Here is a 14,939-nt window from a genome sequence, read left to right on the forward strand (position 1 = left end):
GAGCACTCTACCGCGATTGGCGCGTCGATCGAAATCTGCTGGCTGCGACGGCGGCGGCCGCCGGGCTCCGGCCGGCACCCGGTGGCCGGCGAGCCGCCGAAATCGAGTACCGCACTACTCACGCCAACCCGCGTTCTCCGGCCCTACGGTCGGGGAAGCCACACAAACAGGAGGGTTCATGACGGCTTTACGAGAGTCCCCACGCGTCAAAGACGTTGAGGCAATGCTTGATTGGAGTCACGTTCGCGGTTACGGCTGGCGGCCGCAGCTTCCGGACGTGCGCGACCGGGTCTACACGGCGAGGCTGCGGACGCCGGCGCCCGCCGAAGCCGACCTGCGGCCGTCGATGCCACCGGTCTACGACCAGGGGCAGCTCGGCTCCTGCACCGGCAACGCGATTGCCGCCGCGATGGAGTACGAGCGGGACCGGCAGGGTCTGCCGGACTTTGTGCCGTCGCGACTGTTCATCTACTACAACGAACGCGCCCTCGAAGGCACCGTGTCCAGCGACTCGGGTGCGGTCATCAGGGACGGCATCAAAACGGTCAACTCCGACGGGGTCTGCCAGGAGACGCTGTGGCCCTATGACCTCGGCATGTTCACGGTCAAGCCGCCGAAGCGTTGCTATGTGGCGGCGCTCACGGACAAGGCGATGCAATACGAGTCGATCCAGACGCTGGGCGACCTGAAGGACGCGATCTCCTCGGCACTACCCGTGGTGTTCGGCTTCACCGTCTACGAGAGCTTCGAGTCGCAGGCCGTCGCGCACACGGGCGTCATGCCCATGCCCAAACCGGGCGAGTCGACGGTCGGCGGCCACGCTGTGCTCGCCGTCGGCTATTCGGATCCCAAGGGACACTTGATCGTTCGTAACTCATGGGGAGACTCGTGGGGTGACCACGGCTACTTCTACATGCCGTACGCGTACCTGACCGGGGCAAAGTCGGCGTCCGACAGCGCGCCCATCAACGGGGCCCATCTGGCCAGCGACTTCTGGGCGATCCAGCTGGTGTCGTCGTAGCGGCCGGCCGGTAGCCCGGCGACGGCGACCGGACCCGAGCGCGCGGACCCACGTATTCTGTTTGCGACCTATCTCCGCGAACGGAAAGAGAAACGTGGCGCTCGTCGTACAAAAATACGGCGGATCCTCGGTGGCCGACGCCGACCGGATCCGCCGTGTCGCCGAGCGGATCGTCGCGACCAAGAAGCAGGGCAACGACGTCGTCGTGGTGGTCTCCGCGATGGGCGACACCACCGACGACCTGATGGACCTGGCCCAGCAGGTCTGCCCGGCCCCACCGCCGCGCGAACTCGACATGCTGCTGACCGCGGGCGAGCGCATCTCCAACGCGCTGGTGGCCATGGCCATCGAATCGCTGGGCGCGCAGGCGCGCTCGTTCACCGGTTCCCAGGCCGGCGTCATCACCACCGGCACCCACGGCAACGCCAAGATCATCGAGGTCACGCCCGGGCGCCTGCAGGACGCGCTCGACGAGGGGCGCATCGTGCTGGTCGCCGGATTCCAGGGCGTCAGCCAGGACACCCGCGACGTCACCACGCTGGGCCGCGGTGGTTCGGACACCACTGCCGTGGCGCTGGCCGCCGCGCTGCACGCCGACGTCTGCGAGATCTACACCGACGTGGACGGCATCTTCACCGCGGACCCGCGGATCGTGCACAACGCGCGCCGGTTGGACAAGGTGACCTTCGAGGAGATGCTCGAAATGGCGGCCTGCGGCGCGAAGGTGCTGATGCTGCGCTGCGTGGAATACGCCCGCCGGTACAACATTCCGGTGCACGTCCGCTCGTCCTACTCGGACAAGCCCGGCACCGTCGTCGTCGGATCGATCAAGGACATAGCCATGGAAGACCCAATCCTGACCGGAGTCGCGCACGACCGCAGCGAGGCCAAGGTGACCGTCGTCGGCATCCCCGACATCCCGGGGTACGCCGCCCGGGTGTTCCGGGCCGTCGCCGACGCCGACGTCAACATCGACATGGTGCTGCAGAACGTCTCCAAGATCGAGGACGGCAAGACCGACATCACGTTCACCTGCTCGCGCGACAGCGGGCCCACGGCGGTGGCCAAGCTGGACGCGCTCTCCGACGAGATCGGGTTCACCCAGCTGCTGTACGACGACCACATCGGCAAGGTGTCGCTGATCGGCGCGGGCATGCGCAGCCACCCCGGCGTCACCGCGACCTTCTGTGAGGCCCTGGCCGCCGTCGGGGTCAACATCGAGCTGATCTCCACCTCCGAGATCCGCATCTCGGTGCTGTGCCGGGACACCGAACTAGACAAGGCCGTCGTGGCGTTGCACGAGGCGTTCGGGCTCGGCGGTGACGAGAAGGCGACGGTGTATGCGGGAACGGGCAGGTAAATGGTTGCGATCGGAGTTGTAGGCGCCACCGGCCAGGTCGGCCAGGTGATGCGCAGGTTGCTCGACGAGCGGGACTTCCCCGCCACGTCGGTGCGGTTCTTCGCGTCGGCCCGTTCGCAGGGCCGCAAGCTGGAGTTCCGCGGGCAGGAGATCGAGGTCGAGGACGCCGCCACGGCGGACCCCGCGGGTCTGGACATCGCGCTGTTCTCGGCCGGCAAGACGATGTCGCTGGTGCAGGCGCCGCGGTTCGCCGCCGCCGGGGTGACCGTGATCGACAATTCGTCGGCCTGGCGCAAGGACCCCGAGGTGCCGCTGGTGGTGTCCGAGGTGAACTTCGAGAGGGACGCCCACCACCGACCCAAGGGCATCATCGCCAACCCGAACTGCACCACGATGGCCGCGATGCCGGTGCTCAAGGTGCTGCACGACGAGGCCGAGCTGGTGCGCATGGTGGTCTCCAGCTACCAGGCGGTGTCCGGCAGCGGGCTGGCCGGGGTGGAGGAGCTGGCGACGCAGGCGCGCGCGGTCATCGACGACGCCGAGCAGCTGGTGCACGACGGCTCCGCGGCCGAGTTCCCGGCGCCCAAGACCTATGTCGCGCCCATCGCGTTCAACGTGGTGCCGTTGGCCGGCTCGCTGGTGGACGACGGCTCCGGGGAGACCGACGAGGACCAGAAGCTGCGGCACGAGAGCCGCAAGATCCTCGGCATCCCCGACCTGGCGGTGAGCGGCACCTGCGTCCGGGTGCCGGTGTTCACCGGACACTCGCTGTCGATCAACGCCGAATTCGCCCGGCCGCTGTCGCCGGAGCGTGCGCGAGCGCTGCTCGACGGCGCGCCCGGCGTCAAGGTGGTCGACGTGCCGACCCCGCTGGGGGCCGCGGGCGTCGACGACTCCCTGGTGGGCCGCATCCGGCGCGACCCGGGTGTGCCCGACGGGCGCGGCCTGGCCTTATTCGTGTCGGGAGACAACCTGCGCAAGGGGGCGGCGCTGAACACCATCCAGATCGCCGAGCTGCTGGCCGCCCAGCTGTGAATCGGCGGGTGGGCTCATCGAGCTCAGCCCACACCCGACTGGTCGCGCGGTGCTCGCTTGCACTGACTCTGCTTGCGCCGCAATGGTTTTGGGTGGCGCACGCCGACCCGCCGGCGCCGGCCCCCGAGCCTATCGTGCAGCCGTTGGCGCCCGGGCAGGTGCTGCGGATCGGCCCCACCGCCGGCACCGGCACCCCCACCGGGGACTACGGCATCGGCGCGACCGACCTGTGTGAGTTCGTCGAGTTTCCCACCGAGCTGCTGCAGGTCTGCGGGGACAGCTTCGCCGGGCAGGGGGTGGGGTTCGGCGGCTGGTATGCGCCGGTCGCGCTGCATGTGGACACCGCGTCCGTCGACGACCCGGCCGGGGTCCGCTACACCGGCGTGACCGGGATCGGCAACCCGTTGCTGGCCGATCCCACCCCGGCAGGCTCCTCGCAACTGCCCGCCGGGGTGGTGCAGATCAACCGGCGCAACTACGTGATGGTGACGACGACGAAGAACCTCGAGCCGCAGAGCTCTCGGCTGGTGACGGCCGAGCCCGCGCGGGCGGGGTGGCAGACCGTCGCCGGGTCGCGGCGACCGGCCTCGTATCAGGGCGGCTCGCAGACGCAGATCAGTGGCTACTACGACCCGATCCCCACCCCGGACTCGCCCACCGGGTGGGTGTACATCGTGGCCGACAGCTTCACCCGCAGGGAACCGGTCGTGCTGTATCGGGTGCCCCCGCAATCGTTTACCGACCGGTCCCGCTGGCAGGGCTGGGCGGCCGGACCGGGCGGCGGCTGGGGTAAGCCCCCGACCCCGCTGTGGGCCGACGCGGTGGGCGAGCTGTGCGTGCGGCAGATCGACGGCAAAGCGGTGTTGTCCTATTTCAACGCCGTCACCGGCAACATGGAGGTCCGCGTCGCCGACGACCCGACGGCGCTGGGTGACGCCCCGGTGACCACGGTGGTGCAGCACGACGAGTGGCCCGAGCCGGCCGAGAGCCTGCCGCCGCCCTACGACAACCGGCTTGCGCAGCCGTACGGCGGGTACATCTCGCCCGGTTCCACCCTTGACGAGCTACGGCTCTTCGTCAGCCAGTGGGACACCCGCGCTCGGGTGGCCGCGCCGTACCGGGTCATCCAATTCGCGGTCAACCCGTTCAAACCGGAGTCAGCCGGCTGAATCGCGGGCCGCGTGCCGCCCGCGTCAGAGGACGATCTCCTTCGGCGGCGCCTCCGGCCGGTCGGTGGGCGGGGGCTCGGTGGGAACCGGCCCGGCCGTCTGTCCGCCGGGCGCGGCGCCTTCGGCGAGGGACGCTTGCCGTTGGGCTTCCTCGGCGGCCTTCGCTTCCTCGGCGGCCTTCGCTTCCTCGGCGGCCTTCGCTTCCTCTTGGGCCTTGGCTTCCTCCTCGGCCTTCGCTTCGTCTTCCTTCTTCTTCTCCTCGTCCACCGGGGTGGTGTCCGAGGCGAGCGTCGCCGGGGCCGCGCCCCCCTGCCCGAGGCCCTGGAAGCTTTGCGCGGCGCCCTGCACGCCCTGCATCACACCCTGCATCCCCTGGCCGAGGCCCTGCAGGCCTCCCGCGACCTGACCAAGCTGCGGGGTGTTCAGACCGGGCGTCGGATTCGGCTTCGGGTCGGGCTTGGGTTCTGGCTTGGGTTCGGGCTTGGGTCCTTCACCGGGGGCGTGGATCACCGTGGCCTTGGGGGGAGGCGGGGGATTCACCGGCGCCAGGGGCAAGTTCGCGTATTTCACGTAATAACTCAGCGCGGATTCCGATTGCGCCTGAAGTTTCTCGTACCAGTCGATGGCCGACGGCAAGTAGGCCTGGTTGTTCTGCGAGTAATACGCATACCAGTAATCGCAGAGGGCGACCTCATAGGACGTGGGATGCGCGCCCTCCAACGCGTACTGGTCCTGATAACCGGTCTTGCCGGCGGCCTTCTTGTGCACGTCGACGACCCGGTTGGCCTGCTTGGCGAGGTCCCCGCACAGCGCCGCCATCGTTATCACGTATTCCCGCTGTTTCTGGAAGTTCTGCTCGACGCTGTCCCTGGCCTCACCCTCCCAGCTGTTGAACAGCCGGAATCGATTGGTCTGCTCCAGAAAGGCCCGCTGGAACGTAATCCATTCCTGCGCGAACCCCCTGAAGGCGGTGCCCTGGTCGCCGGATTCGATCTCCGCCGCCGCCTGCCGCACCTCGTAGTAGGGGAGCTCGATCGTCGACGCCGCCGGCAACGGCGGCGGCGCGGTCCACGGCTCTTCGTCCGCGACCACCGCCGCGGGGGCCACCGACGACGCGGATGAACCGCTGTTCATGGTGCTTGCAATGGCCTCCGCGGACTCCGTCTCGACCTGCTCGTAGGCCTTGGCCGCGTTCCGCAGGGATTTGGCGAGCGCCTTCCACTCCCGTTCGCACCCTTTGAGGTACATCCGCACATTGTCGGCGTTGAGCGCGAGGCGTGCGGCCGCGTCGGTGACGAACGTCAGGCCACACGGCCCCGGTGGGTTGGTGGACGGGACGGGCGGCAGCGGTTGCTCGATCTCGGCGGCGCGCGCGAGGAGCTCCTGATACTCGACGTTCAGCGTCTGCGTCATAGCCGCTCGTACTCCTTGTGCCGCGGGCGGTGCGGTGGCGCCGGTCACCACCAGAGCAATCCTAAGCCCGCGAGTGGGGCCTGGTATGCGCTTATTTGCGCGGGCCGCGCGGCGCGAAACCCGCAGGAATGCGCAGCGGGGCAGGCGATGTCGGCGGCCGGCGCGGCCCGCCGTTTCAGACGGGGCCGGGCTCACAGCTGCTACATAACCAATGCATAGCCCGAACTATTGTTAACGCCTTCATCATTTGTCTCATGAGTGAAACAGCTGAAACCCCCACCGTGCGGTCGTCCACCGCAACCGCACCGGCCGCCGCGGAAGCCGTGGCGGCATACCGCGCCCCGCGGGTCTTCCAACTCGCCGCGTGGGTCGCCATCGTCGCCGGGATCGTGTTCATCGTCGCGGTCGTCTTCTTCACCGGCTTCATCCTCGGCCACCGCGGCGGACACCACGGCCATCACCATCACAAGCACCACGCCGCGTGGATGCACCAGCACCGCATGGGCGGCCCGGGCGGCCCGGGCGGCATCCAGCAGGGCGGACCCGGTGCGCAGCAGGGCGGACCCGCTTCGGCGACTCCCGGCGCGCCCGGCCCCAGCCAGATTCCGTCGTCGGTCGCCCCCTCCCGGTAGTCCAATCCCCGTCGATCAATCAGCAGCCCGGTGCTCACCAGAGCACCGGGCTGCGTGTCGCTTCGTCGCCGGCGACTAACCGGCGGGTATCGATTCACAGCAAGTTTGTCGGCGCAACCTGTTATGCCCGACGCGGCGCTGGGCAATATTCAAGGCATGAGCCAGACACCCGAGCCGACGACCCCCTCGACGCCCGCCGCCGCAACCGCGGCCCCGCCGCCGCCCCCGGAGCGGGTGCGGCCGCCGCGGCTCTACACGGCGGCGGCCTGGGTGATCATCGTCGCCGGCGTCGTCTTCATCATCTCCACGGTGTTCTTCGCGGGCGCCTTCGTTTACGGGTATTACCACCACTGCCACCATCACCACGGCCAGATGTTCCGGCCGGGTGGCAGCCCCGGGCCGGGCAACGGCCAATGGGGTCCCGGACCCACCCCGGCCAGCCCGTGGGGTGGCGGCCCCGGGTTGATCGTGCCCATGCCGCCCGGCGGTCCGGGCGGCCCCGGCGGACCGGTCAGCGGCCCGGGCGTCAGCGGCCCCGGCGGGCCGTCGATGAGCCCGCCCGCCGCGCCGGCACCGCGTCCCTGACCGACCGCTTCGGATAACCGACGCAGCCCACCAAACGAGGAGACAGCGAAATGACGGAACGCTTCACCACCAACGACGCGGGCATCGCCGCCCCCAGTGACGACCAGTCGTTGACGATCGGTCCCGACGGCCCGATCCTGCTGCAGGACCATTACCTGATCGAGCAGATGGCCCAGTTCAACCGGGAGCGCATCCCGGAGCGTCAGCCGCACGCAAAGGGCGGCGGCGCCTTCGGCACCTTCGAGGTCACCAACGACGTCAGCAAATACACCAGGGCCGCGGTGTTCCAGCCCGGCACCAAGACGGACATGCTGGCGCGGTTCTCCACCGTCGCCGGCGAGCGGGGCAGCCCGGATACGTGGCGCGATCCCCGCGGCTTCGCGCTGAAGTTCTACACCAGCGAAGGCAACTTCGACATGGTCGGCAACAACACACCGGTCTTCTTCATGCGGGACCCGCTGAAGTTCCAGCACTTCATCCGGTCCCAGAAGCGTCTGCAGGCCAGCAACGTCCGCGACCACAACATGCAGTGGGACTTCTGGACGCTCTCGCCGGAGTCGGCCCACCAGGTGACCTGGCTGATGGGCGACCGGGGGATCCCCAAGACGTGGCGCCACATGAACGGCTACAGCAGCCACACCTACAGCTGGATCAACGCCGCCGGCGAGATCTTCTGGGTGAAGTACCACTTCATCACCGACCAGGGGATCGACTTCCTGCCCCAGGAGGACGCCGACAGGCTGGCCGGCGAGGACGGCGACTACCACCAGCGCGACCTCTACGAGGCGATCGAGGGCGGCCAGCACCCCAGCTGGACGCTCAAGATGCAGATCATGCCGTACGACGAGGCCCGCAATTACCGGTTCAACCCGTTCGACCTGACCAAGGTGTGGCCGCACGGCGACTACCCGCTGATCGACGTCGGCAAGATGACGCTGAACCGCAACGTGACCGACTACCACACCGAGATCGAGCAGGCCGCTTTCGAGCCGAACAACACGGTGCCCGGCACCGGGCTGAGCCCGGACAAGATGCTGCAGGCCCGCGGGTTCTCCTACTCCGACGCGCACCGCGCCCGGCTGGGGACCAACTACCGGCAGATCCCGGTGAACACGCCGAAGGTCGAGGTGAACAGCTACTCGAAGGACGGCGCGATGCGCATGCAGAACGTCTCCGACCCCGTGTACGCGCCCAATTCCTACGGTGGCCCGCACGCCGACCCGGCACGCGCCGCGGAGGTGCGCTGGCACGCGGACGGCGACATGGTCCGCGCCGCGTACACGCTGCACGCCGAGGACGACGACTGGGGGCAGGCCGGCACCATGGTCCGCGACGTCCTGGACGACGCCGCGCGGGACCGGTTGGCGCACAACATCATTGGACACGTCTCCAAGGGTGTGAAGGAGCCGGTGCTGTCGCGGGTGTTCGAGTACTGGCGCAACGTGGACCCCGATCTGGGCAAGAAGGTGGAGGAGGGCGTGCGGGCAGAAGGGGGCTGACCACGCCCCGGCGTTCCTGGCATGATCGCTGGAATGACCATGTGGGTCCGCGCGGCCGCGATCGCCATCGCTCTCGCCGTCGACGCCGCGGCCGCCCTGCCCGTCGCGGCCGCCCACCCGTCGGAACCCGGGGTGGTGAACTACGCGGTGCTGGGCAAGGGCTCGGTCGGCAACATCGTCGGCGGCCCGATGGGCTGGGAATCGGTGTTCACCCAACCCGTGCAAGGCGATTGGGTGGACGTGCCGGTGTGCAACAACTGGGCCGACATCGGGCTGCCCGAGGTGTACAACGACCCGGACCTGGCGTCCTTCAACGGCGCGGTCACCCAGACGTCGGCCACCGACCAGACCCACTTCGTCAAGCAGGCGGTGGGCGTGTTCGCCACCGGCGACGCCGCCGGTCGCGCGTTCCACCGCGTGGTGGACCGGACGGCGGGCTGCTCGGGCCAGACCACCGCGGTGCATCTGGACAACGGCGTCACCCAGGTGTGGTCGTTCGACGGCGGGCCGCCGGGTGCCGCCGACGCGAACTGGACCAAGCAGGAGGCCGGCACCGATCGGCGGTGTTTCAATCAAACCAGGCTGCGCGAAAACGTGTTGTTGCAGGCCAAGGTCTGCCAATCTGGCAACGCCGGACCGGCGGTCAACGTGCTGGCTGGGGCGATGCAGAATGCGCTGGGTCAATGAATCGGGTTTCGGGGCCCGTTCTCAGCACGCTTGAAAGTCGGCACGAACGGGAATATGTCGGGGCCATCTGCTAGATGAAGTAGTGGCGGTTATCGTCCTTTTGGCTCCCCGCGAGGGGGCGGTCCGCCGGCGCGTGTTCAGGCTGTTCGGGCCCGAAGGGATCGTGATATGACGTTCGCCGCTATCACTACCGCGGGCTCCGAGCTGGACAGCGCGGCCATGGCCGATTCCAAGGCCGCCGCGCGCTACATCGCCGACGCCTGCCTCGTGGACGCGCCCCTGGGCCGCGTCGGCCTGGAGGTGGAGGCCCATTGCCACGACCCGGCCGACCCGCACCGCAGGCCCGGCTGGGAGGAGATCGCCGAGGTTCTCGGCGTGCTGCCGGCGCTGCCGGGCGGCAGTCGGGTCACGGTGGAACCCGGCGGCGCGGTGGAGCTGTCCGGCCCGCCGGCCGACGGGGTGCTTGCCGCGATCGACGCGATGCGGCGCGACCAGGCCGTGCTGCGGTCGGCGTTCGCCGACGCCGGGCTGGGTCTGGTTTTCCTCGGGGCGGACCCGCTGCGGGCACCGCAGCGCATCAACCCGGGCGCGCGCTACTGCGCCATGGAGCAGTTCTTCGCGTCCAGCCGCTCGGGCGAGGCGGGCGCGGCGATGATGACGTCGACCGCATCCATCCAGGTCAACCTGGACGCCGGGCCGCGGGCCGGCTGGGCGGACCGGGTGCGGCTGGCGCACGCCCTCGGGCCGACCATGATCGCGCTGGCCGCGAACTCCCCGATGCTGTGCGGGGATTTCACCGGGTGGGCGTCCACTCGGCAGCGGGTGTGGGGTCAGATGGACTCGGCGCGGTGCGGGCCCATCCTGGGCGCCAGCGGCGACGACCCGGGCACCGACTGGGCGCGCTACGCGCTCAAGGCCCCGGTCATGCTGGTGCACGCTCCGGACGCCGTGCCGGTCATGGAATGGGTGCCGTTCGCCGACTGGGTCGACGGGCGCGTGCTGCTCGGCGACCGCCGTCCCACCGTCGCCGACCTGGAATACCATCTGACCACGCTGTTTCCGCCCGTACGCCCGAGGCAGTGGCTGGAGATCCGCTACCTCGACAGCCTGCCGGACGAACTCTGGCCGGCCGTGGTGTTCACGCTGGTGGCCCTGCTCGACGATCCCGAAGCCGCCACCGCCGCGACCGAGGCGGTCCAGACGGTGGCCACCGCGTGGGACACCGCGGCCCGGCTGGGTCTGCGGGACCGTCGACTGCACACCGCGGCGACCAAGTGCGTGGCCGTCGCCGCCCGGCTGGCCCCACCCGAACTCGGCGATTCGATGCAGCGTCTGCTCGACGCCGTCGAACGGGGCCGATGTCCGGGTGATGACTTCTCCGACAACGTGATTCGGCACGGCATCGCGGCTACCGTGGCGCGACTGGCGCAAGGGGAGCTGTGACGTCCGCGCAAAGGCTTGCCGACGATTTGGCGCGGGCGCGGGCGCGAACACTGCGCCTGGTCGCTTTCGACGACGACGAACTGTACCGGCAGTACGACCCGCTGATGAGCCCGCTGGTGTGGGATCTCGCGCACATCGGGCAGCAGGAAGAGTTCTGGCTGCTGCGCGCCGGTGACCCGGGCCGGCCCGGCATGTTGCCACCGGCCGTCGAGGGCCTCTACGACGCCTTCGTGCATTCCCGCGCGAGCCGGGTCGAGTTGCCGTTGCTGTCCCCCGACCGCGCGCGGGCGTACTGCCGCACCGTGCGGTCGGCGGTGCTCGATGCCCTCGACGCGTTGCCCGAGGAAAGCGACGACTTCGCTTTCGGGTTGGTGGTCAGCCACGAGAACCAGCACGACGAGACCATGCTGCAGGCGCTGAACCTGCGCAGCGGCGCCCCGCTGCTGCGGGAGGGCGCGGCGCTGCCGGCCGGCCGGCCCGGCCTGGCCGGGACCTCGGTGCTGGTGCCCGCCGGGCCGTTCGTGCTGGGCGTGGACGCCGCGAGCGAACCGTATTCGCTGGACAACGAGCGTCCCGCCCACGTCGTCGAGTTGCCGGCGTTCCGGATCGGCCGGGTGCCGGTCACCAACGGCGAGTGGCGGCACTTCATGGACGACGGCGGGTACCTCCAGCCGCGGTGGTGGTCCGAGCGTGGCTGGGAGCATCGCCAGCGCGCGGGCCTGACCGCGCCGCAGTTCTGGAGCGCCGACGGGCGGACCCGCACCCGGTTCGGCCACGTCGAAGACGTCCCCGCCGACGAGCCGGTGCAGCACGTCACCTACTTCGAGGCGCAGGCCTACGCGGCCTGGGCCGGCGCCCGGCTGCCCACCGAGATGGAGTGGGAGAAGGCCTGTGCCTGGGACCCCGCCACCGGCACCCGGCGCCGCTACCCGTGGGGTTCCGAGCCGCCGTCGGATGCCCTCGCGAACCTGGGCGGCACGTCGTTGCGTCCCGCGCCCGTCGGGGCCTATCCGGCCGGTGCGTCGGCGTACGGGGCGGAGCAGATGCTCGGCGACGTGTGGGAGTGGACCAGCTCGCCGCTGCGGCCGTGGCCGGGTTTCGTCCCGATGATTTACGAGCGGTATTCGCAGCCGTTCTTCGACGGCGACTACCGGGTGCTGCGCGGTGGCTCGTGGGCCGTGGAGTCCGCCATCCTGCGGCCCAGCTTCCGGAACTGGGATCACCCGATCCGGCGTCAGATCTTCTCCGGCGTCCGATTGGCTTGGGACGTCGAGGATTTCGCCTGATGTGCCGTCACCTCGGCTGGCTCGGGGCCGACGTCAGCGTCTCCTCGCTGGTGCTGGACCCGCCGTACGGGCTGCGGGTGCAGTCGTATGCCCCGCGCCGCCAGAAGCACTGCCTGCTCAACGCCGACGGGTGGGGTGTCGGATTCTTCGACGGCGGCACCCCACGCCGCTGGCGCAGCCAGGCGCCGTTGTGGGGCGACGTGTCGTTCGACTCCATCGCGCCGGCCCTGCGCAGCCATTGCGTGGTGGCAGCGGTGCGCTCGGCGACCGTCGGCATGCCCATCGAAGTCAGCGCGACGGCCCCGTTCACCGACGGCCAGTGGTTGCTGTCGCACAACGGGATCGTCGACCGCGCGGTGCTGCCGGTCGCCGCGCGGGCCGAATCGATCTGCGACAGTGCTATTCTCGCGGCCGTCATCTTCGAGCGCGGCCTCGACGCGCTCGGTGAAACCATCACCGAGATCGCGGCGGCCGACCCGAATGCCCGGCTGAACATCCTGGCCGGCAACGGCTCTCGCCTGCTGGCGACGGCCTGGGGTGACACGTTGTCGCTCCTGCGCCGCCCGGACGGTGTCGTGCTGGCCAGCGAACCCTATGACAACGACTCCGATTGGGAGGATGTGCCGGATCGCCACCTCGTCGAAGTCACCGCGGCGGGTGTCACGCTGACCCCGCTGGAACACCCGGAAGGTTCTCGATGACGCTGACACTGTCCAACCACCTGGCCGCCGACTCCGCGTACCAGGCCTTGCGTCGGGACGTGTTCGAGGGGCTGCAACAGACGCCGAAGTCATTGCCGCCCAAGTGGTTCTACGACTCGCTGGGCAGTCATCTGTTCGACCAGATCACCCGGCTGCCCGAGTACTACCCCACCCGCGCCGAGGCCGAGATCCTGCGCGCGCGCTCGGCCGAGGTCGCGGCGGCCAGCGGGGCCGACACCCTGGTGGAGCTGGGCAGCGGGACGTCGGAGAAGACCCGGCTGTTGCTCGACGCGCTGCGCGAGCGCGGGGCGCTGCGCCGCTTCGTCCCGTTCGACGTCGACGCCGGCATCTTGTCGACGGCCGCGGCGGCCATCCAGCGCGAGTACGACGGCGTCGAAATCAACGCCGTCTGCGGCGATTTCGAGGAACACCTGACCGAGATCCCGACCGGCGGGCGGCGCCTGTTCGTGTTCCTGGGGTCGACGATCGGCAACCTGACGCCCGGTCCGCGGGCCGAGTTCCTGGCCAGCCTGGCGGCCCAGATGCGGCCGGGGGACAGCCTGCTGCTGGGCACGGATCTGGTCAAGGACACCGGCCGGCTGGTGCGCGCCTATGACGACTCGGCCGGGGTGACGGCGGCGTTCAACCGCAACGTGCTGGCCGTGATCAACCGGCAACTCGACGCCGATTTCGACGTCGAGGCTTATCAACACGTGGCGCGCTGGAACGCCGGGGAGGAACGCATCGAAATGTGGTTGCGCGCCAGCCGGGACCAGCGGGTCCGCGTCGACGCGCTCGACCTGGCCGTCGATTTCGCGGCCGGGGAGGAGATGCTCACCGAGGTGTCGTGCAAGTTCCGCCCGGACGGGGTGAGCGCCGAACTGGCCGGCGCCGGACTGCGGCGCACCCGGTGGTGGACGGACGCCGCCGGCGATTTCGGGTTGTCGTTGGCCGTGAAGTGACGGCCGACGGGTCGCTGGCGCAGCGATGGCGGGCGGCCCGCCTGCCCGTGGCCGGACTGCACCTGGACAGCGCGGCCTGTTCGCGGCAGAGCCTCGCGGTGATCGCGGCCGCCGACCAGCACGCGCGCAACGAGTCGGAGGTCGGCGGGTACGTCGCGGCGGAGGCGGCCGTGCCCGCGCTCGACGCCGGGCGGGTCGCGTTCGCCGCGCTGGCCGGCATGCCCGACGCCGAGGTGGTGTTCACCACGGGCTCGCTGAACGCGTTGGACCTGCTGCTCGGCGCCTGGCCGACGGATCGCCGCCGGGTCGCGTGCCTGCCCGGCGAATACGGCCCGAACCTGGCGCTGTTTGCCGCCCACGGATTCGACCGTCAGCTGTTGCCGACGCTCGACGACGGCCGCGTCGCGCTCGACGACGCGGCGCTGGCGCTTGCGGACGAACCGCCCGATCTGGTCCACCTGACCGCGGTCGGCAGCCACAGCGGTGTGGTGCAACCGTTGTCGATGATCGCCCGGCTGTGCCGCGAACTGGGGCTGCCGCTCGTCGTCGACGCCGCCCAGGCGCTGGGCCAGGTGGACTGCGCGGTCGGCGCCGACGCGACCTACGCGTCGTCGCGCAAGTGGATCGCCGGGCCGCGCGGCGTCGGGGCGCTGGCGGTGCGCCGGGAACTGATGGAAACCCTGCGGCCCAGGCTGGCGGCGCCGGATTGGCTCGCGGGATCGTTCACGGTGGCCCAGCAACTCGAGTTCGGCGAAGCCAATATCGCCGCGCGCGTGGGCTTTTCACTGGCTTTGGGGGAGCATCTGGCGTACGGGCCGCAGGCCGTGCGGACGCGGCTGGCCGAGGTGGGCGCTGCCAGCCGCAGGGCGCTGGCCGACGTGGCCGGCTGGGCGGTGGTCGAAGAGGTCGAAGAGGTGAGCGCCATCACTACGCTGGCCCCGGTCGACGGCGCCGATCCGCAGGCGGTGCGCGCGTGGCTGCTCGCCGAACGGCGGATTCTCACCACCTTCGTGGGCGTGCAGCGCGCGCCCCTGGAACTGGCCGGGCCGATGTTGCGGATCTCGCCGCACGTCGACACCACGGCCGACGATCTGGAGACTTTCGCCGAGGCGCTGATCGCGGCGACGGCGGCGACGTCCGCCTGAG

At 70.0% G+C, this 14,939-nt stretch carries 14 protein-coding genes; 13 read left to right on the forward strand and 1 reads right to left on the reverse strand.

All coding sequences use genetic code 11. From position 1 onward, the window contains the following. Positions 1–223 precede the first annotated feature (223 nt). The 4 genes from A5680_RS11815 (at position 224) to A5680_RS11830 (ending at position 4,585) form a co-directional block, all read left to right on the forward strand. Positions 224–1,021: a C1 family peptidase gene (locus tag A5680_RS11815; protein WP_067819435.1), complete on the forward strand. Its 798-nt coding sequence runs from the start codon at positions 224–226 to the stop codon at positions 1,019–1,021. A gap of 94 nt (positions 1,022–1,115) precedes the next feature. Next, entirely contained in the window at positions 1,116–2,381 is a 1,266-nt protein-coding gene (locus A5680_RS11820) for an aspartate kinase (protein ID WP_055399861.1), read from the forward strand. Then, positions 2,382–3,416 (forward strand): aspartate-semialdehyde dehydrogenase, encoded by a 1,035-nt coding sequence (locus A5680_RS11825; protein WP_067819438.1) that lies wholly within the window; start codon positions 2,382–2,384, stop codon positions 3,414–3,416. Positions 3,417–3,424: 8 nt separating this feature from the next. Further along, the gene (locus tag A5680_RS11830) at positions 3,425–4,585 is read left to right on the forward strand and encodes a DUF4185 domain-containing protein (protein ID WP_197499780.1); all 1,161 of its coding nucleotides are present in this window, start codon (positions 3,425–3,427) and stop codon (positions 4,583–4,585) included. 24 nt (positions 4,586–4,609) lie between these two features. Here A5680_RS11830 and A5680_RS11835 read toward each other — a convergent pair whose 3' ends face one another. Continuing rightward, on the reverse strand, positions 4,610–5,998 hold the full coding sequence (locus A5680_RS11835; RefSeq protein WP_067819444.1) for a hypothetical protein: 1,389 nt from the start codon (positions 5,996–5,998) through the stop codon (positions 4,610–4,612). 254 nt (positions 5,999–6,252) lie between these two features. Here A5680_RS11835 and A5680_RS11840 point away from each other — a divergent pair, with 254 nt between their 5' ends. The 9 genes from A5680_RS11840 to egtE all read left to right on the forward strand — a co-directional run bounded on the left by A5680_RS11840 (position 6,253) and on the right by egtE (position 14,938). After that, positions 6,253–6,630, forward strand: a complete 378-nt coding sequence (locus A5680_RS11840; RefSeq protein WP_055399872.1) for a hypothetical protein — start codon at positions 6,253–6,255, stop codon at positions 6,628–6,630. Between the two features lie 156 nt (positions 6,631–6,786). Beyond that, positions 6,787–7,215 carry a hypothetical protein gene (locus A5680_RS11845; RefSeq protein WP_055399874.1) on the forward strand — a complete coding sequence of 143 codons (429 nt, stop codon included), beginning with the start codon at positions 6,787–6,789 and terminating at the stop codon, positions 7,213–7,215. A 50-nt stretch (positions 7,216–7,265) separates the two neighbouring features. Next, on the forward strand, positions 7,266–8,714 hold the full coding sequence (locus tag A5680_RS11850) for a catalase (RefSeq protein WP_055399876.1): 1,449 nt from the start codon (positions 7,266–7,268) through the stop codon (positions 8,712–8,714). Positions 8,715–8,753: 39 nt separating this feature from the next. Continuing rightward, positions 8,754–9,401 (forward strand): sensor domain-containing protein, encoded by a 648-nt coding sequence (locus A5680_RS11855; protein ID WP_156675080.1) that lies wholly within the window; start codon positions 8,754–8,756, stop codon positions 9,399–9,401. Between the two features lie 168 nt (positions 9,402–9,569). Next, a complete protein-coding gene (gene egtA / locus A5680_RS11860) occupies positions 9,570–10,844 on the forward strand; it encodes an ergothioneine biosynthesis glutamate--cysteine ligase EgtA (protein ID WP_067819449.1) in 1,275 nt (424 codons plus the stop codon). Continuing rightward, on the forward strand, positions 10,841–12,130 hold the full coding sequence (egtB, locus tag A5680_RS11865) for an ergothioneine biosynthesis protein EgtB (protein ID WP_067819452.1): 1,290 nt from the start codon (positions 10,841–10,843) through the stop codon (positions 12,128–12,130). Before egtA ends, egtB begins: the two co-directional genes overlap by 4 nt. Beyond that, a complete protein-coding gene (egtC, locus tag A5680_RS11870) occupies positions 12,130–12,831 on the forward strand; it encodes an ergothioneine biosynthesis protein EgtC (protein WP_067819455.1) in 702 nt (233 codons plus the stop codon). The genes egtB and egtC overlap by 1 nt, the downstream gene beginning before the upstream one ends. Beyond that, complete coding sequence (egtD, locus tag A5680_RS11875; protein WP_067819458.1) at positions 12,828–13,793, forward strand: L-histidine N(alpha)-methyltransferase; 966 nt, start codon at positions 12,828–12,830, stop codon at positions 13,791–13,793. Before egtC ends, egtD begins: the two co-directional genes overlap by 4 nt. Then, positions 13,790–14,938 carry an ergothioneine biosynthesis PLP-dependent enzyme EgtE gene (gene egtE / locus A5680_RS11880; RefSeq protein ID WP_067819461.1) on the forward strand — a complete coding sequence of 383 codons (1,149 nt, stop codon included), beginning with the start codon at positions 13,790–13,792 and terminating at the stop codon, positions 14,936–14,938. Before egtD ends, egtE begins: the two co-directional genes overlap by 4 nt. Position 14,939: the final 1 nt, after the last annotated feature.

It is taken from the genome of Mycobacterium sp. E2989 (assembly GCF_001667595.1).
Lineage (GTDB): Bacteria > Actinomycetota > Actinomycetes > Mycobacteriales > Mycobacteriaceae > Mycobacterium.